The sequence below is a fragment of the Flavobacterium anhuiense genome (genome assembly GCF_050990855.1).
Taxonomy (GTDB): domain Bacteria; phylum Bacteroidota; class Bacteroidia; order Flavobacteriales; family Flavobacteriaceae; genus Flavobacterium; species Flavobacterium anhuiense_C.
Genome location: NZ_CP158861.1, coordinates 3,462,270 through 3,481,923, shown reverse-complemented (window position 1 = coordinate 3,481,923; position 19,654 = coordinate 3,462,270). Strand labels below are relative to the sequence as shown.

Sequence of the window (19,654 nt, the reverse complement as noted above, 5' to 3'; positions counted from 1 at the left end):
TTAAGTGCAGGCTTCGCTAACTTTGCTTATATAAAACAAACCATAAAATAAAAATATATGGAAACAATAAAACTAGAATTAGACGAAAAAAAACATGGAGCTTTCAACCTTTATGTAGACGATAAAAAACAAGGTGAAATGACGGTAAGCATCAAACCCGATTTATTAACAGTTTACCATACAGGAGTTGAGCCTGAAGCAGAAGGAAAAGGTTATGCAAAGAAACTTTTAGAAGAAATGGTTTCTTACGTTCGTGCCAATAACTTGAAAGTTTTACCGCTTTGTCCTTACGTTCACGCTCAATTTAAAAGACATCCAAATGAGTATGAGGATATTTGGAAGAAGTAATTTTTGATAACCTGTAACTTTAACCTCAACGGAGACCTGACAGGTTTTTAAAACCTGTCAGGTCTAACAAATCTGGTGACAAGATTGTGTAAATCTACCTGAAAAACTACACAAAAAATTATCTCCCGCAGATTTGGCAGATAACGCAGATTTTACTGTTGAAAAGATTTAAATCTTCAGAAAAACTGAACTCATAACTAAAAACTCATAACTTATAATTCATAAAATTATGAATACAGATATTTTAACAGACGGTATTCCTTTAAATGAAGCTAAAAAAGCCTTGGTCATGATTCACGGACGCGGTGCTAGCGCTCATGATATTCTTTCGATTGCCAAACATCTTAAAGTTGATGATTTTGCGTTGGTTGCGCCTCAGGCAGAAAACAGAACTTGGTATCCGTATTCGTTTTTAGCTCCTTTAAACGAAAATGAACCTTCATTTTCAAAATCGTTAGAAGCAATACATCAAGTTGTGGTGGCGATTCAGCAAAACGGAATTGAAAAAGAAAATATTTATTTCCTAGGATTTTCTCAAGGTGCTTGTCTCGCTTTGGAATTTACTACCAGAAATGCAGCAAAATATGGAGGAGTCGTAGCTTTTACAGGCGGATTAATTGGTGATAAAGTGTATGAAGACCATTATTCTGGAAACTTCGAAAACACGCCTGTTTTTATCGGAACAAGCGATCCAGATTTTCACGTTCCTGTAGAAAGAGTGAATGAAACTGAAGCGCTTATGGAAAAAATGGGTGCCGATGTGACTAAAAAAATCTATCCAAATATGGGACATACCATCAGTCAAGACGAAGTTGATTGTGCCAATGCCTTAATTTTCAATAAAAAATAATGATTACGATCACTCGCGTTTACAGCGATGAGAATGGAGAAAGCCATTTTGAAGACTTTGAAGTTCCGTTGAAAAACAAGGGCGATATCGGATTTTTATCGGATGATGAACCCGTGAAATCTATCGTTTTTAGAGAAGTTAGCCCTTCTTACGATTACGATTTTCACAATGCTCCTGATCGCCAATATATTGTTTTACTGGAAGGAGGCGTGGAAATCGAAACTTCATTAGGAGAAAAAAGAACATTCCCAACGGGTTCTATTTTACTGGTAGAAGATACTGCAGGAAAAGGACATAAAACCAAAAATCTTGAGCCTAAATTGCGAAAATCTATTTTTATTAAATTGGGTTAAATACGTTTTTTCAAGTTTCAAGTTTCAAGTTTCATGTTTCATGTTCTGTCGAACTTTGTCAAAGTTGGAAACTTTGACAAAGTTTTATCTTTACACTTATTTCAATCCAAAAAATGCTCTTTTTTAATTCCTAGTTTACGCATTCTAGAAGTCAAAGTTGTAGATGGCAAGCCGAGTAAAACTGCCGCGCCTTGCGGACCAGAAATTCGTCCGTTGCATTTTTTTATCACTTTTAAAATATGCTCCTTCTCTACTTCTTGAAGCGTTTTGGTATAAAATTCATTTACCAAAGCATCTGAGCTTGCAACTGCAACTTCTGGAAAAATCATTTCTTTGATCTTTTCATCTTTAGCAAACAAAATGCTTCTTTCAACCATATTTTCAAGTTCTCGCACATTTCCAGGCCAAGCATTTGTCATCATGCTGTTGAGTACTTTTTTAGAAAACCGTTTTACATTTCTGTCCATTTTTGCAGCATGCTTTTCTAAGAAAAAATGCCCTAAAACAGGAATGTCTTCCTTGCGGTCGCGTAACGCAGGAAGTTTAATAGGATAAACATTCAAACGAAAATACAAATCGCTTCTAAAGCGTTCGCTGTAAACTTCTTTTTCCAATATTTTATTGGTTGCCGCAATAACTCTGGCATTTACTTTTATGCTTTTGTTTCCGCCTACTCTTTCAATTTCTTTTTCTTGCAAAACACGAAGGAGTTTTCCTTGCAATTCTAAAGGCAACTCTCCTATTTCGTCTAGAAAAATAGTGCTATTTTCGGCTTGTTCAAACTTTCCAATTCTTCGTTCGGTTGCTCCTGTAAAAGCACCTTTCTCATGTCCGAACAATTCGCTTTCAATTAAATTCTCGGGAATTGAGGCACAATTCACTTTAATCATTTTCTGATTTGCAACTTCAGACAAATGATGAATTGCATTTGCCACCAGCTCTTTTCCTGTTCCAGTTTCACCCAAAATCAAAACTGTAGAATTAGAAGATGCCACTTGCGAAATCAATTCGTAAACGTCTTTCATCGCGTTGCTGCTTCCTATAATTCCATGAAAATCTTCACTTTTCTGACTGTTTTTTTCTTTCTTTTTTCCTGAAATATTCTTCTTCAACAGTTCCAACTCGGCGAGAATATTTTCATTTTGTTGCGTAAGAATTATGTTTCTAATCGAAATGGAAAGTTGCATGGCAATTCCTCTCAAAATACGATTCGATTCTCTGCTGAATGTTTTAGCGCTTTTAAAGAAAAGAAAAAGCACGTTTTGGTTTCCTTTGATATAAGGAAGACTAATTCCGAAGACATGTTTAAAACCTTTTTTATAGATGTTTTGAATGTAATCTGGATGCTTTGAATTCGATAAATCAAAAGAAACGACATCAGCGGAATCCCTGCAACAATCAAAAAAACCATCATTTATAGCATACGTTTTAGAATGGATGTTTTGATCTGTAGTATAAAAAATAAAATAATCTGAAGCACTGCCATCAGAAGAAGCCAAAACAAAATCATCAAACTGGAAGTGTTCTTTGACAATTCCGTTTACAAACACCCCAAATTCTTCTTTATTTAAGGTCTGAGAAAGTGCGCTACAGAAAGACATTATAAGCATTTGTTCTTTTTCTCTTTCCTGCAATCGGCTTATTATGACTGAATTGGTATCTAGGGGATTTTGCATAAACGGCATTTCTTAGGGGTAGTTTTTGGCGGTGACAGCGTAAATTTAAGAAATAGCATTTAGTAAATAACTATCGATTTTCTAAATATGCCGTTTTACAATCATAAAATTACGATATATCGTATTCTCTAGAATTTGGCTTTTCGCCAAGACCCTTGTTTTCAAACCTTTTTCAAAATCGGAATGTTATTTGGTTCGTTCATCACGTTCAAAAAACAAGGCTGTTTTATTTCTTAATCTAGGTTAATCGATGCAGAAGCATAACCGCCGTAAATTTGTAAAAGAAAAATCAAACAACAATTTAATATAACAAATACCATGGAAAATAAAATTTTAGGCTTACACCATATTACTGCAATCGCAGGTGACGCTAAACGTAATTTCGACTTTTATTCAAAAGTTTTAGGATTAAGATTCATCAAAAAAACAGTGAACTTTGACGATCCAGGAACCTACCACTTTTACTTTGGTGACGAAGTAGGAAGCGCGGGAACAATCTTGACTTTCTTCCCTTGGGGAGCAGGAATTCAGCAAGGAAGAAAAGGTTCTGGAATGGCAACTGAAATTGGTTATTCTGTTCCTAAAGGAAGCCTTGATTTCTGGCAAAAACGTTTCGAACAATACAATGTAATCTACAATAAACCAGCTGAAAAGTTTGGTGAAAAATATTTGACTTTCTTAGATCCAGACGGATTAAAATTGGAATTAATCGAATCTAAAACAGAAGACAACAGAAAAGCTTGGGAAACTGATGAAGTAAAAGCTGATGTGGCTACAAAAGGCTTTCATAACATTACTTTGACTTTAAACAACATTAAACCTACTGCGGCTATCTTAACTGATATTTTTGGTTATAAATTGATCGATCAGGACGTAAACCGTTACCGTTATGCTACAGACGCAGTTGAAAATGCTGCAATTGTTGACTTGGTAGAATTGCCAGAAGAGAAACGAGGCTTAAACGCTAACGGAACTGTTCACCACGTGGCTTTCCGTGTACCAAACGATGAAATCTTGATGAAATTCAGAGAAAAAATCGAAGAATACGGATTACAGATTACGCCGCAAATTGACAGACAGTATTTCCATTCTCTATATTTCAGAGAACCAGGAGGAGTTTTGTTTGAAATTGCAACAGATAATCCTGGATTTACTGTAGACGAAAGCTTAGAAGAATTAGGTCAAAACTTAAAACTTCCAGCTCAATACGAGCCACAAAGAGAAGCTATTGAAAAACATTTGGTTAAAATAAATTAATTTAAATGCTAAACTGGGTTTAATCCCGAAACACACAACTATTTTGAAAAAGCTGTCCTGATTTGGGATGGCTTTTTTTGTTTGGGGGAGTAAAGGATTTCTATTTTTTATTAGGAAAATATTTTATATTTGGGTGATTGTAAAAACTGACTTTTGTTAGGGTTATCTATCCCTTTTTGGGATGATATGTCTGATGTTGTCAGTGGCATATCTCTAAGCAATTTCACCCAACATAAAACACATTAGTCGAAAATGAGTTTACATGCAATATTGACAACCTATTGGAATCAAACTCTAATTATTTTAGCAGTAATTTCATATTTTGGTAAACGCACTTTTGATTTAATCTCAAAAAAACGAGAAATTAATCATTCAATATTTCAACAAAGAAGACTGGACTCTATAAATTCTTTTTTTTCTATTTATGCAGAAACAGAACAATTGTGGGCAGATATAAATACTTATGAAATCTTTAGACTTGAGATTAATGCAAAGCAACTTGATAATATGGTTTATCCAACATACAATGCACTAAAGCGAAATGTTCTTGAATTACAAATATATTTCAACGAATATGAACATGAAAATTTTGTGAAAATTTTGAAAAATATAACTTTAATAAAAGCAAAACTTGGAGAAATTTATTTTGATTATGAAGCGAATAAAACAATAACGCAAAAGTCAAATAATTTTCAGTTTTATAGAGACGAAAAATTACAAGAAAATGAATTAGTTTTTAAAAAGATCACGGAAAGTTTAAAAAAAACATTTCAATAGAAACCGCTTATAACAGCTACTACAACAGATTGGGGCAATTGGCTTAATGGAATGATGGTTTTGTATTTGGATGATTTGGCTAATCCCAACAATGAGCTTAATTTAGTTCCAAATACGCTGTCGTGCCCGAACGTTAAAAAAAACAAACCCAAATATAATAATTAAACTTAAATAAATGTTGACAATAATTGCATACGTAAGTGGTATACTTGGAATAATCGCTTCTATTATTGAAATCCTCCAATTCTTAAAAATCTTGACAACCAAACACAAAGTTATTATTTTAGCAATAGCTTTTGTAGCCTCTATTACTTGTTTCTCCTTGTGGTACATCATTGACACCAGAGCTGAAGATAAAAGAATTGAAGAATTAAAAGAAAAATTCATAAAAAATGATGCAAAAACAACGGCTGATGCAATCATCATTTCTGGCTGGGAAGAGTCAGGAGATTATATAGGATATCTGGCTCAAATTACTGGATTTTATAGTAGACATAAAGATAAATACTCAATTGAATATAAAACTTACCATAAACAGCTTGAAAGTTGGATGAGTTTTTTTGAAACTTCAAGAAATAATGGAACTTTCTATCAAGGTTATTCAAGCGAAATTTCTGAGTTAAGAGGTTTAGTTCAATCAGGTTTAGATAATTTAGAGCAGATAAGCAATGAAGAAAAATAACTCCGATATCCGATAGCGCGGATTTGCAATCCGTGCCCGTAAAGATTGTCTATTTTCTGTAAATTCAAAAACTACCAATTTAATATTAAGTTTGTAATTGATAATTTGCATGATGTCTCACTGTTGCGGGCACGGATTGCAAATCCGCGCTATCGGCAAATGTTACCGAAAAAGACGAAAAATTCTTTAAATGACGACAAAAATAGATATAACTGAATTTAGAAATAGATTAAAAGAAAACACGAAAATTGGCTCTCCAGAATTAAAAATTGAATGGGGAATTTTGTCGATCATATTTGCTGATAATTCGAAAATCTTTTATGGAAAATTTGACAATTCAACTTTTGAGATTACAAAAAATTCTAATTTTTTCTCAAGTTTTTATCTTTTGAAGGGAACATATAAAAATGAAAAAAAATTGACTATAAATTATAGTATCGAACCCATAAGTAAATTAGGAAATGCTTGGATAAAGTACTTTCCAATTATGGGATTTATTATGTGTAATTCCGTTTTCTATTTTCAAGCAAAACCCCCAATAGAAATTTATGTTATATTTAATGCGTTCCTAGTTTTTATTTCTATCTTTTCAAGGGTAATTATAAAATTGCAAAATAAAAATATGGAGCAAAAATTTATTGAAATATTCGAAATAGAAAAGCTTGATAAATAAAAACACAGATTGCAAATCCGCGCAATCGGGTTTGCAACCCGATAGCGTGTCGACAAAGCAATGGAAAAACAAATAAAATCAATAATTTATGCGGAAACCGATTAGATTTATATTTTTTTATCAATTCATTATAACTGCATTTTTTTTAAATTCTTGTAATAATTTAATTCCAAACGCTTTTTGGAAAAATTTTGAAAGCGAATATATTGTTGAAAACATTAGCGATCAAGGTCCATATGGTGGACATCTAGCAATGCATTGGAAAACAAAATACAATAAAACTTTTAATGCCGAAAAAATAATAGCCTTTGCTAAAGAAAATGGATGGACTTTTACAGGAAAAGAAAACTTTAATCCAAAAAGTATGAAAGATTGGAAAAAGAATGGCAAACTCATTTTCCCTCTTACTTCTCAAGGTTTTAAACCCACATTTTTAGACGATAATATATCCAAACATTTTCCTAGATGGATTAATTCAAATAATATAGTGTATAAATTCAAAACCAATTTTGTAACTCTTGAACCAGGTACAGATAACTCGATTGAAGAAAATGGCTTTATAATAATTAACAAGGAAGCAAATGAAATGAGTGTTTATAATCTATGGGGAGAATAACATACCCGTAATCAGTACACATAACAATTTAAAAAAAGCGGTCTAAATTCTAGACCGCTTTTTTTTCTTCGCTTCGAAACATTTAAAAATTATTTAATATTAAAAAATTGATAATCAATAATTTAATATTAAATTTATAAATTATGTTACTGCATTCCTCACTATTAAATTGCAAATAAATAATCATTTAAATTACTATACTATGGCAAAAATAGCATTATACGGATTTGGCCGCATCGGGAGACAATTTCTTCGCGTAGCTTTAAAAGACAATCTTTTTGTTCCTCAAGTCATTGCTGACATTCAAGATATCAGCTTGCTCGGAGCGCTTTTTAGTGTTGATACCAATTATGGAAGATGGCACGAAGAAGTGAAAACAGCAGATGAAAATTTTGTAATTGGAGGCAGAACGATTCCGTATCAAAATTCAAAGCTGGATATTCCAGATTGGAAAGCATTAGGAATTGATATTGTGGTAGATTGTACGGGACGTGCGACCACAAGAGATTTTGCTCAAAAACACATTGACAAAGGTGCACAATATGTTTTGGTAAGCGCACCAAGTAAATCTTTGGCCGATTGTGATGCTGTTCTTTTAAAAGGAATTAATTTGGATAAATTTGATGCTGGAAACCACAAAATCATCAGCATGGGAAGCTGTACCACAAATGGATTGGCTTCGGTTGTAAAAGTAATCAAAGAAAATTTCGGTATTGAATATGGTCTTTTTTCTACCGTTCACTCCTACACCAATACGCAATCTTTGACAGATCAGCCTATGAAAGACAGACGTGATTCTTGGGCGGCTGCCGAAAATATTATTCCGTCTTCTTCTGGTGCCGCAAGAGCTTTGCAGTTTATCTGGAGCGATTTAAAAATTACAGGAAAAGCGTATAGAGTTCCAACCAGAACGGGAAGCATAGCCGAATTAAATTTGGTGACCACCAAAGATTGTACGGTAGAAGAAGTAAATAATGCTTTTAGAAAAGCGGCAACTGAAGGTCCGTTAAAAGGTGTAATGGATGTGTTGGAAGAGCAATGGACATCAGCCCGAATTGTCGGAGATCCTCACTCCTCTATCATCGATTTACCGCTTACTGCAAAAGAAGGAAATTTGCTTTCTGTTGCGGCATGGTATGACAACGAATGGGGTTTCGCCAACCGACTTGCAGAAGTAGCAAAATACATAGCTGAAAAAATCTAAACATAGAAGCCATGCAAAAATTACAATTTAAGAAAGAAATAAATGCATCAGCTCAAAAAGTATATGAAACGATGCTTGGCTTAAAGGACAAAGCCACTTATGAATATTGGGTAGCCACTTTTAATCCTACTTCTACTTATGAAGGCAGTTGGGACAAAGGAAGTAAAATCCGTTTTGTAGGGACGGATGAAAACGGTAATAAAGCTGGAATGGTTTCGGAAATTGAAGAAAATAAACCTGCCGATTTTGTTTCTATTCGTCATTACGGTTTCTTGGATGGAGATACAGAAGTCACCACAGGCGACCAAGTTGAAAAATGGGCTGGCGGACATGAAAATTATACTTTTGAAGAAAATAACGGCATTACAACCGTAACTGTAGATCTGGATACCATTGATGAATATTTGGATTATTTCAACACTACTTATCCAAAAGCGATGGACAAATTAAAGGAAATTTCAGAAAAATAAAAACTGAAACTGACTTATCGCGAACACATTATATTTTAAAAAGCGGTCTAGATTCTAGGTCGCTTTTTTGTGTTGTCTAAAATTAGTTTTTTTGCCACAGATTAAAAGGATTATTTGGATTAAATTAGCAATAACTGCTCTATTTAAATTGTTATTAAAATTGAAAAATTAGCTCGAAAAATGTTTTTTTAACACTTTCAAAACGCTTAGTTTTACGTTTCCAAACACTCCTAAACATGAAAAAAGTAATTTTCTTACTTTTACTAACTTTCTTTACCACATCCTCTTTTTGCCAAAATGAAACCGATAAACTTAAGCTTCAGAAAGATAGATTGATGTTGCACAATGTGGCGATTTATCTTCGAAATGGGAGCCAAGGAACTATCGATATTGATAGCGCCATGATTTTGGCCTGCAAAGCGCACAAACTTCCATACACGCTTGCCAACGATGAAGGTTTCAACGACGGATCTAATTTTCCAGGAAATAATTTAATTACCAATAATTATGTTCGCGGAGCAGAATTGCTATTGCCGAGATTAAATGCAATCGATCAGATTAAGCTGGCGTTGCAGATCGGGAGTTTTTATCTTTTTAAAACTGGAGCTAAAAAAGACGATCTCAAAAATGCGCTTTTGTATATCAATAAAGCTCAAAAGCTGGCAGAGAAATCCAAAATCCAGAAATGGTATTTTCAATCTAAATATCTTCTTGGAAAATACTATTACCAAGCAGGAAAACCGCAATTGAGCAGTATTATTTTTTCGCAATTGGTAAATACAGCGAGAAAAACACAAAACGAAAAAATACTAGCAGAAGCTATTGATAATCGAGGTACTTATATGCCCGACAGCAATAAAGAAAAAGCGATTATTCTAGCCGAGGCTTTGGCTATTTATAAAAAAACAGGCAACAAGGAAAAAGAAATTGAAACCTACATGAAAATAATTCCAGTTCATTTTTGGACTGGAGACATGAAATTGGCTCGAAAAGAACTTCAAACAAGTCTTACTCTTCAGAAAAAAATAGGTTTTCTATACACACAGTATACCGAAACGACTATTTCGTATATCGAATTATTCCATAACAATTATAAAGATGCGCTTTTTTATGCTTTGCAGAGCGTCAGTTCAATGGAAAAAACGAAAGATTATGCTTTTGCGGACAGCTTTTATATCCGTTTAGGAAATATTTACAGCACCACAGGCTATTATGAAGATGCCATTAAATTTTACCAGAAAGGAATTGAATACAATCAAAAGGAATTAGATGCTGGCACTTGGTATAAAAGCTTTTTTGGAGCGCTAAGATCATTGATGGATAATTCTAAGTATTCTGAAGCTTTGAAATATCTAGAAACGACTTCTAAAAAATATCCTCCCAAAAACGATCTCGAAAGTATGATTTTAAACCAGCTTAAAGGCAGCTGTTACGATCAGTTAGGTAGATTAAAAGAAGCCGAGGCCAGTTTTGAAAAAGTTGATTTTTTTGCTAAAAAATTAAATAGTGCTGAGACGATTAAAGATGTTACAGCTTGTTCTTCTATCATGGCTTTATTTTATTTAAAGATTAACAAGCCACAAAAAGCAAAAGAGATTATCGATCGTATTGCTCCATTTTCTGCTCAAGCAGAGAGTTATAACCGCCATGTTTTGGAGCTTGCTTTATTTAAAATCGATTCCTTAAATGGAAATTATCTTTCCGCGATCGAGCACATGAAAAGCTACACTCGATTACAAGATTCGATGGACAACATTAGTAAAAACCGTGATTATGAAAATTTGAAATTCAAGTTTGAAACAAGTGCTAAAGTACAGAATATAAAATCTTTAAAGCAACAAACCGATCTTCAGAAACGGGAACTGCATTCGTCCAAACTTTTAAATATAATCTCTATAAGCAGTTTATTTTTATTGCTGATTATCATTATTTTGTTGTATAACAGAGCTAAAATTAAACAGCGAAGCACTAGCCGATTGCAATTAAAAGAAAAAGAAATCAAGCTTAAAAATGTAAAATTGGAACGTCTGGTTGAAGAAAAAGAATGGCTTTTGAAGGAAATTCACCATCGCGTAAAAAACAATCTTCAAACTGTAATTAGTCTTTTGAATTCGCAATCTTCTTATTTGAAAGATGATTTAGCGATTTCTACCATAAAAAACAGCCAGAATAGAATTTATGCCATGTCGCTAATTCATCAGAGATTGTATCAGGAAGATAATGTTTCGATGATTAATATGCCTGATTATTGCAATGAATTGGTGGAATATTTGAAAGAGTCTTTCAATGCCGAATACATCCATTTTGAAGTTAAAATTGCTGCAATAGAATTGGATATTTCTCAAGCAATTGCTGTAGGATTAATTACGAACGAAATCATAACCAATTCGATAAAATACGCTTTTAAGGATGATTCCAACTGCATAATTCGCTTCTCGTTATCCGAAGTAAGCGAAAATTGCTATAGGCTTGAAATTTCTGACAACGGAATTGGAATAGCAAATATCGAAGAATTACAAAATAGTAATTCGTTCGGAATGACGCTTATAAACGGTTTAAGCAATACGCTGGAAGGAGAATTAGCAATTAAAAATGAAAATGGACTTAGCTTTCAGTTAGTATTTAAAAAGGATTTTAGGTAGTTTCTAAATCTTGTAAAATTAATCTCAAAACTATTCTTCGGCTGCCATTAATTCTATTTTTGCCATAATTAAGGCAAGGTTGTTTTCTAAATTAATCTTGCCCTCCCGCCATTCTTTCTTGTTAGCTCCTTTTGAAATTCTAAAGATAAAATCGCCTGTAAAAATATAGCCATAGGTTTCTCTTAAACCATTTTTGGTTAATCTTTTTTGTGCTTCTCTTAAATCGATTTTTATTTCACTTTCATTTTTAAAAACAATAGTATCCAAACCGTCAAAACCTTTTCTAAATTCATGTCCGCGATATTGAATAAGTTTGATTAGCGTATTCATAAACCGTAAAGCACGATTTAGATTTGGCTCTGAAACATTCAAATCTAAAATTTCTAATTTGTCAGGCTGAATATCTTCATTTAAGGTTTTACTGTCCCAATAATTTTTTGTTGCTGTAATAATCTCAAGCGGATTTTCCAGCTCATCGCTAATGGTCAACGGAGCCAGAACATCGTCTTTTATGCTTTGAGCCAAATCAAGCAAAGGTGTCGACTTTAAAGGAACTCGAAGTTGCATTTCATACGTCTTTTTAAAAATGGCAATTTCATTATTTCCTTTAAAATCAAGTGACAAATCTGGAACATTTTTCCTCTTATACTCTGGTCCGACCCAATATCTGCTTTTAGGGAGCGGAATACTCATTTTTATACAAGCATTTTTGATTCCCATAGTAGAAACTTCGTAATGTTTTGCGATCTGTGGAATTGGAAATTTCCAAACCAAAGCATAAAGTTCAGATCGGGTAAACGTAATTCTGTCCATAAATTAGTAAAATCAATTTAATAGAAAATTCACCACCTCCATAATTGCTTACAGAAATGGTGAATTAAGAAAAATAAAACTACTCTACTCCGCCCCCTAAAGCACGGTACAGATTAATTGCTGCATTCAGTTTTTCGAGTTTTATGGTTACTAAATCCAATTCGTTTTGCAACGAACTGTTTTGCGCAGCGATAACTTCAAGATAATTGGCCATTCCGCTTTTGTAAAGCAAACCAGCATCTGAAGTTGCTTTTTCTAACGATTCGGCTTTATCTTTCGCCAAAATCATGCGTTCGTCAGCATATTTTAATCTTGACATCGCATCGTTTACTTCGCCAACTGCAGTAATAAATGACTGCTTAAATTGTACCACGGCTTTATCCTGTTCTAAAACGGCAACTTCATAAGCAGTTCGCAACGCTTTTTTTCTAAAAATAGGCTGTGCTAAATTGGCTGCGATCGTTTTGGTGATCGAACCTGGAAAATCGAACCAGTTGTCAAATTCAAAAGAATTCACGCCAATTGACGGGCTCAAACTTAAAGTTGGATACATCGTTGCTTTTGCTAATCCTGTTTTGGCAGTGGCAGACATAACCGCATATTCGCTCGCTTTTACATCGGGTCTTCGGCTTAAAAGAGAAGCTGGAATTCCTCCTGCAAAAATCACAGAAACTTCGGCTGCATCAATATTTCCAGCTCTTTCAATTTTATCTGGATATTCTCCACATAAAATCTGCAAAGCATTTTCTTGAACCGCAATATTCGCTTTCGCTAAAGGCACTAGCAATTCAGCCGTTTTCTTCTGTGCTTCTGTCTGATTTACTGCCAAAGAACTTATTGAACCCGATTTGTACTGCAGTTGCATCATACTCAAAGTATTGGTGCTCAATTCGATGTTTTTCTCTGCAATTTTCAGCTGTTCGTCTAAACCTAAAAGATTGTAATACGCTTGTGCCACTTGAACAATAATTCGGGTTTTTAATGCCGAAAGATTCTCTTTTTGAGCAAAATAAGCGGCTTTAGCATCTCTTTTCTGCATGGCTGCTTTTCCCCAAATATCTACTTCCCAAGAAAGTCGCAGAGTTGCGCTGTAATCATCCATATAATCTTTACCTATAAACTGCTGGCTCAAAGATCCGTTTAGGGAATTTTTAGAAGGGTAAGAACGGCTCGCTCCAGCATCGAAATCTAGTGTAGGTAATAACGATAATTTGGCTTGTTTATAACTGAGGTCGAGCTGTTCCATGCTTTTCATGGCAATGATCACTTCATTGTTTTTGACTAAAGCTTTTTCAATCAAAGCAACCAGCAAAGGATCTTTGTAATAGTTTTTCCACGGAAGCAAAACCGTGTCTCCAGTTACCGCGACTTCTTCGCGGTATTTTTCTGGAGCATTTAATTCTGTACGAGAATATTTTTTTCCTACCACACACGATGTCATGACCGCTCCGGTAAGTAAAACCATTCCGATTTTATATAGTGTTTTCATTCTTATTCTTTTATCGTTTGAACTTGAGTTGCGATCTTTTTCCTTGATACTTTTTCTTGTAAATATTGGAATACAATGAAAAGCAACGGAATCACAAAAATTCCTAGAACAACACCGCTAAACATTCCTACCGCCGCGCTCACACTGATTGATCGGTTTCCAACTGCAGTTCCTCCAGAAGCAAACATCAACGGAATCATACCTACAATAAAAGCTAGCGAGGTCATGATAATTGGTCGCAACCTTGATCTTGATCCTTCAATTGCAGCATCAATTATCGTTAATCCTGCAAGACGTCTTTGTAAAGCAAATTCCACAATCAAAATGGCATTTTTCGCTAGAAGTCCGACCAACATGATTAATCCAACCTGAACGTAAATATTGTTGTCTAATCCTACTGCTTTAATTCCGGCAAAAGCTCCTAAAATTCCTGTTGGAATCGAAAGCAATACGGCAAGCGGCAATAAATAACTTTCGTATTGTGCAGCCAATAAGAAGAATACAAACAACAGACACAATCCAAAAATGGCAACAGTTTGGCTACCTCCAGCTTTTTCTTCCAAACTTAAACCTGTCCATTCGTAACTGTAATCAGACGGAAGCTTATCTAAAACCTGTTCCAGATTCGCCATAATTTGTCCGTTACTATAACCTGGCAAAGCCATTGCTGTAATATTAACCGAATTGTAAAGGTTGTAACGATTCACCGATTCTGGTCCGTATACTTTATGGAACTTCACAATAGATTTTACAGGAACCATTTGCATATCGGCATTTCTCACGAAGATTTCATTAAACGCATCTTCATCCATTCTAAAAATACCGTCCGCTTTTACATTCACTCTGTAAAACTTACCAAATCGAGTAAAGTCTGAAGATTGATCTCCTGCAAAATATGTTTGAATGTTTCCTAAAAGTTCTTTTACGTTCACCCCCATTTGACGCGCTTTGTCTTCATCAACTTCCAATTCCAATTGCGGATAATCGGCTCTAAAAGTCGTATAAGCATATTGAACACCTGGTTGCTGCATAATTTGAGCAATCACTTTATCAGACATCTTTTTTAAAGTTTCTGGATCTCTTGCCATTCTATCCTGCAGCACGATCTCAGCACCGCTTGTTACCCCAAATCCTTCGACTGGAGGCATTCTGAAAACCATCACCTGACCTTCTTTAATTGTCGATAATTTGGCTGTAACGCTATTCAAAATTTCTTCAATATCTTTGACTTCACCTCTTTCTTTTTTAGGTTTTAGTTTGATAAATCCTAAGCCGTAGGCTGTACTGGCACTATTACTCAAAATGTTAAATCCGGTAATACTCGTATTAACATCAATAGCTTTTTCTGTTTCTAATATTTTCTCCATTCGCTCTACCACTGCAGTGGTACGATCCAAAGCTGTTCCTGGAGGCATAGATAAACTGTACACCATGAAACCGTCATCTTCTAGAGGCACAAAACTCTTCGGAGTTGACATCATCATGTACACTGCAATTGCCGTAATTCCAGTTACTAATCCTGCAGCAATCCATTTTCTTCCAATTAAGAAACGAACTCCTTTAATATATCTTCCCGTTAAATTGTCGAAACTTGAATTAAATCCGACGAAAAAACGGTCTTTAAAACTCGTTTTATGTTCGTGCTCACCATGTTTAGCACCGTGATTCTTCAGCAAAAGCGCACATAATGCAGGCGTAAGTGTCAAGGCATTTACAGCAGAAATGATAATTGCAATCGCCAATGTATAAGCAAATTGTTTATAGAAAATTCCTGAAGATCCTGTCATAAATCCGATTGGAATAAATACCGCCGACATGACCAAAGTAATCGAAATTACCGCTCCTGTAATTTCTGCCATTGCTCCGTGAGTCGCATCTTTAGCTGAAATTTCATGATCTTCTTCCATTTTACTGTGAACGGCTTCGACGACGACAATCGCATCATCGACCACAATTCCTATCGCTAATACCAAAGCAAAAAGCGTCAAAATATTAATCGTAAATCCGAAAACCAGAAGAAAGAAAAACGTTCCTACAATCGCTACAGGCACTGCAATCGCTGGGATAATCGTCGAGCGAATGTCTTGAAGGAAAATAAACACCACGATAAACACCAGAATAAAAGCTTCAAACAAAGTCGATTTTACTTGACCTGTCGCTTCGTCCAATCTTTCTTTGGTACTCATTACGTTTACGTATTTAATACCTGGAGGAAAAGATTTAGACAAACGTTCTACTTCTTTGTTAATTCCGATTTCGATGTCATTGGCGTTTGAACCCGAAGTCTGTAAAATCGCCATTGTAACGGCATTTTTACTGTTCGATTTGTTGTCACCACTGTACGAAATAGAACCAAATTCTACTCGTGCAACATCTTTCAATCTTAAAACATTGCTGCCGATATTTTTAACCACAATATTTTCATACTGCTCTGGCTTGTTCTTTTTTCCTTTATAACGAATTACATATTCTAAAGCCGCTTTAGATTCTTCCCCCAATTTACCTGGAGCCGATTCTAAACTTTGTTCTGCAATGGCTTGCGTAACATCTGAAGGCACTAAACCTGCATTGGCCATTTTTCTTGGATCTAACCAAACACGCATCGAATAATCTTTCTGACCAAAAATCTGAACTTGCCCCACTCCCGGAACACGTTTCATTTGAGGCACTAAGTTGATATTCGCGTAATTCTGCAAGAACAACTCATCATATTTGCTATTATCATCTGTATACAAATTGAAAATAACAATCATACTATTTTGCTGCTTCGAAGTCGTTAATCCCATTCGGATTACTTCTTGAGGCAATTTTGGAGTGGCTTGCTGTACTCTATTCTGAACGTTTACCGCAGCTTGATCTGGATCTACTCCTTGTTTAAAAATTACACTGATAGAGAAAGATCCGTCATTACTTGCAGTCGATTTGATATACTGCATGTTCTCCACTCCGTTTATCTGCTCTTCCAAAGGCGTTACTACCGAACGAATTACGGTTTCACTGTTTCCTCCCGGATACGAACCACTTACCATAACAGTTGGCGGCGAAATGTCTGGGAATCGCGTTACAGATAATCTCGTAAGACCTATAATCCCCAATATAACCAGTACAATAGAGATAACTGTGGCCAATACTGGCCTGTCTATTATTTTCTTTAACATGGAAATGTTATTTTATTAAATGAAAAATTATTTACTGCTTGCGTTTTTAGCAGCGATTTTTGGAACGACTTCCATTCCGTCATAAAGCACATCGATAGAATTCAGCGCTACTTTATCTCCAACTTTTAATCCAGCTTTTACGAAATAATCTACTCCTGCACTACCCGCAATTTCGATTGGAACCATCGCTACTTTGTTGCCGTCTTTTAAAACAAAAACAAAGAATTTATCTTGGATATCTTTTACACTCGCCATCGGAACTGTAATCACAGACGATAAACTTTTGTTCAGCACAATTCTAGCAGAACCTCCCGCACGCAATTGTTTTTTAGGATTTGGAAAAATGGCTTTTAAAGCAATTGTACCCGTTGCACGATCGATGTTTCCACTCGCAACTTCTAGTTTTCCTTTTTGATCGTATTCGCTATCATCGGCCATAATCAAACTTACGGTCTGATTGTTTTTGGCATCTTTAGAAAAAGCTAAATAATCGGCTTCTGTCAATGAAAAATAAACGAAGACATTATTGATTTCAGATAAAACCGTCAACGGAACAGCATCTGTTGGTGTAACTAAATTTCCAACTCGGTTTGGAATACGGCTAATATAGCCGCTTACAGGAGCTTTAATCAAAGAGAAATCGGCATTAATCTGAGAGGATCCCAAAGCGGCTTTAGCCTGTGCTACTTGCGCAGTTGCAGCTTCGTAATTGGCTTGTGCGGTTTTCAACTGCATGTCTGAGAAAACTTTTCCTTCAACTAAAGGTTTGATTTTCTCGACTTCCAATTTCGCATTTGCCTGATTGGCCAAAGCACTTTTGTAAGCTGCACGACTGTTGTTTACTTGTTCGGCGTAAACGTCACCTTTTATTTTAAAAAGAGATTGTCCTTTGGTTACATAATCTCCTTCTTTTACATAAATCGCTTCCAGATAACCTGAAACTTGTGCTTTTATATCGACATTTACAGTACCTTCGACTGTTCCCGGATACTTCTTTTCTACTTCTCCAGTAGCCGAATTGGTCTGAAGAAAGTCTACTTCTGGCTTTGGAGGAGCCATTTGTCCCTCTCCGCTTTTCCCGCATGAAGCAAGAGAAAGGGTCATCAATAAAATTGCAATTCTTCCGATTGCTTTATTATTTCTAAAAAATTGTTTTGTCATTTTACTTTTCATTTTTAAATGAATTACCTCAAATTTGGGCGCAAAATAACAACCGAACACTGCTTTTTTAGGGAAGAAAGTTACCCAAACGACATTTTTTGAGACTGAAACGGATGTTTTTTTTTAAGGTTCTGAGTGGCTAAGATGCTATCCCGATAATTATCGGGACTAAGTTTTTTAATGCTGATAAAGAATCTCGCAAAGACGCTGAGGCACTAAGTTTTTTTCTTTGCCGCGAAGACACTAAGACGCTAAGATTTTTTAAAAGCTGTTGAAAAGGAATCTCGCAAAGACGCTGAGACGCAAAGTTTTTTTTTTGCGCCACGACTCGAACGATAGTGACAGGCGAAGCAATTCACGAATTTTCGCTAATTAAAATTGTTGTGTAAAAACTGGCGATATGATTTCTCGAATTTTTCACTAGGTGATGTTTTTTTGCCACAGATTAAAAGATTAGAAAGGATTTTCTACTTACAGTTTGTCATCCTGAGGAACGAAGGATCACACTAGAAACTCTACAAAGATTGGCTATAGATTGTCGAGCTATTTGCGGATATTTGCTTCGCCTGTTCGCTATCGCTCGAGTCTCCTTCGTCGAAATGACAAAAATGAGAATAAATACAGGAAAAATTAGCTAAAATTTGTGGAATTCGTGGCAAAAAAACTTAGCGCCTTCGTGCCTTTGTGGCAGGAGAAAAAAACTTAGCATCTTAGAATCTCAGAATCTTTACCTATCCATCCACTGCTTAAAGAAAGGTGTTTTTTCTCTGCTGATAATCACCTCGCGTTCGGGATCGAGTTTTAGTTGGATTTTTAATTTTGCGTTGAAGTAGTTCGCAATAGATTTGATGCTTTCGGCACGAATGAAAAACTGGCGATTCGCGCGGAAAAAGAGATTTGGATCTAATTCCTGTTCCAGTTCTTCCATAGTTTGCGGAATGGAGATAATAACACCCGATTTAAGAAACAAATTACTGGTTTTAAACTCCGAATATATAAAGTCAATATCCGAAACGTCTACGCTTTTGTAACCGTCACGATAGGTTACTAAAAAACGCATTCTGAAAACTGGTTTATCAATCAGTTCTTTTAGAATTCCAGCGATATTGGTTACGTTGGATTCATTTTTATTTAAAGATTTGAATTTTGTTAAGGCAAACTCCAGCTCGTTTTTTTCGATGGGTTTCATCAAATAATCGATGCTGTTTACCTTAAAGGCACGAATGGCATATTCGTCATAAGCTGTAGTAAAAATTACTGGGCAAGTGATATTGATTTCGTCAAAAATAGCAAAACTCAGTCCGTCGGCTAAACGGATATCCATCGTAATTAAATCTGGACATGGATTTGATTTTAGCCACGCCACAGTATCTACAACCGTGTCAATAATGCCTAAAATTTCACAATTGGGTTCTAGTTCTTCCAACAGTCTTTTTAGTCTGCTGGCGTTAATACTTTCATCTTCTACAATTAAAATTTTCATAA

General features: G+C 35.2%; 17 protein-coding genes. 11 read left to right on the top strand and 6 right to left on the bottom strand.

Features of this window, described 5'->3' with window-relative positions:
* The first annotated feature begins 57 nt into the window (after nt 1-57).
* The 3 genes from ABTV69_RS15435 to ABTV69_RS15425 all read left to right on the top strand — a co-directional run bounded on the left by ABTV69_RS15435 (nt 58) and on the right by ABTV69_RS15425 (nt 1,551).
* Nucleotides 58-348 (top strand): GNAT family N-acetyltransferase, encoded by a 291-nt coding sequence (locus ABTV69_RS15435; protein WP_433830279.1) that lies wholly within the window; start codon nt 58-60, stop codon nt 346-348.
* Between the two features lie 229 nt (nt 349-577).
* A complete protein-coding gene (locus ABTV69_RS15430) occupies nt 578-1,198 on the top strand; it encodes an alpha/beta hydrolase (RefSeq protein ID WP_433830277.1) in 621 nt (206 codons plus the stop codon).
* Complete coding sequence (locus ABTV69_RS15425) at nt 1,198-1,551, top strand: hypothetical protein (protein WP_433830275.1); 354 nt, start codon at nt 1,198-1,200, stop codon at nt 1,549-1,551. The genes ABTV69_RS15430 and ABTV69_RS15425 overlap by 1 nt, the downstream gene beginning before the upstream one ends.
* Before the next feature lie 101 nt (nt 1,552-1,652).
* Here the strand turns inward: ABTV69_RS15425 and ABTV69_RS15420 are convergent, their stop codons facing one another.
* Entirely contained in the window at nt 1,653-3,227 is a 1,575-nt protein-coding gene (locus ABTV69_RS15420) for a sigma-54 interaction domain-containing protein (protein WP_433830273.1), read from the bottom strand.
* Between the two features lie 318 nt (nt 3,228-3,545).
* Here ABTV69_RS15420 and ABTV69_RS15415 point away from each other — a divergent pair, with 318 nt between their 5' ends.
* From ABTV69_RS15415 to ABTV69_RS15380, 8 genes are all read left to right on the top strand, one after another.
* A complete protein-coding gene (locus ABTV69_RS15415) occupies nt 3,546-4,484 on the top strand; it encodes a ring-cleaving dioxygenase (RefSeq protein ID WP_433830271.1) in 939 nt (312 codons plus the stop codon).
* A gap of 252 nt (nt 4,485-4,736) precedes the next feature.
* Entirely contained in the window at nt 4,737-5,261 is a 525-nt protein-coding gene (locus ABTV69_RS15410; protein ID WP_433830269.1) for a hypothetical protein, read from the top strand.
* Nucleotides 5,262-5,436: 175 nt separating this feature from the next.
* Nucleotides 5,437-5,943, top strand: coding sequence for a hypothetical protein (locus ABTV69_RS15405; RefSeq protein WP_433830267.1), 507 nt, complete (start codon nt 5,437-5,439; stop codon nt 5,941-5,943).
* Nucleotides 5,944-6,133: 190 nt separating this feature from the next.
* Nucleotides 6,134-6,616, top strand: coding sequence for a hypothetical protein (locus ABTV69_RS15400; RefSeq protein ID WP_433830265.1), 483 nt, complete (start codon nt 6,134-6,136; stop codon nt 6,614-6,616).
* Between the two features lie 88 nt (nt 6,617-6,704).
* Nucleotides 6,705-7,232 carry a hypothetical protein gene (locus tag ABTV69_RS15395; protein WP_433830263.1) on the top strand — a complete coding sequence of 176 codons (528 nt, stop codon included), beginning with the start codon at nt 6,705-6,707 and terminating at the stop codon, nt 7,230-7,232.
* Nucleotides 7,233-7,434: 202 nt separating this feature from the next.
* Nucleotides 7,435-8,436, top strand: coding sequence for a type I glyceraldehyde-3-phosphate dehydrogenase (locus tag ABTV69_RS15390; RefSeq protein ID WP_433830261.1), 1,002 nt, complete (start codon nt 7,435-7,437; stop codon nt 8,434-8,436).
* An 11-nt stretch (nt 8,437-8,447) separates the two neighbouring features.
* On the top strand, nt 8,448-8,906 hold the full coding sequence (locus tag ABTV69_RS15385; protein WP_433830259.1) for an SRPBCC family protein: 459 nt from the start codon (nt 8,448-8,450) through the stop codon (nt 8,904-8,906).
* 236 nt (nt 8,907-9,142) lie between these two features.
* The gene (locus ABTV69_RS15380; RefSeq protein ID WP_433830257.1) at nt 9,143-11,548 is read left to right on the top strand and encodes a histidine kinase dimerization/phosphoacceptor domain -containing protein; all 2,406 of its coding nucleotides are present in this window, start codon (nt 9,143-9,145) and stop codon (nt 11,546-11,548) included.
* A gap of 30 nt (nt 11,549-11,578) precedes the next feature.
* Here ABTV69_RS15380 and ABTV69_RS15375 read toward each other — a convergent pair whose 3' ends face one another.
* The 5 genes from ABTV69_RS15375 to ABTV69_RS15355 form a co-directional block, all read right to left on the bottom strand.
* A complete protein-coding gene (locus ABTV69_RS15375; RefSeq protein ID WP_433830255.1) occupies nt 11,579-12,361 on the bottom strand; it encodes a hypothetical protein in 783 nt (260 codons plus the stop codon).
* Between the two features lie 79 nt (nt 12,362-12,440).
* A complete protein-coding gene (locus tag ABTV69_RS15370; protein ID WP_433830253.1) occupies nt 12,441-13,850 on the bottom strand; it encodes an efflux transporter outer membrane subunit in 1,410 nt (469 codons plus the stop codon).
* Between the two features lie 2 nt (nt 13,851-13,852).
* A complete protein-coding gene (locus ABTV69_RS15365) occupies nt 13,853-17,008 on the bottom strand; it encodes an efflux RND transporter permease subunit (RefSeq protein WP_433830251.1) in 3,156 nt (1,051 codons plus the stop codon).
* A gap of 27 nt (nt 17,009-17,035) precedes the next feature.
* Nucleotides 17,036-18,169 carry an efflux RND transporter periplasmic adaptor subunit gene (locus ABTV69_RS15360; RefSeq protein ID WP_433830249.1) on the bottom strand — a complete coding sequence of 378 codons (1,134 nt, stop codon included), beginning with the start codon at nt 18,167-18,169 and terminating at the stop codon, nt 17,036-17,038.
* Between the two features lie 727 nt (nt 18,170-18,896).
* Nucleotides 18,897-19,652, bottom strand: a complete 756-nt coding sequence (locus ABTV69_RS15355) for a LytR/AlgR family response regulator transcription factor (RefSeq protein WP_433830247.1) — start codon at nt 19,650-19,652, stop codon at nt 18,897-18,899.
* Between the last annotated feature and the right edge of the window lie 2 nt (nt 19,653-19,654).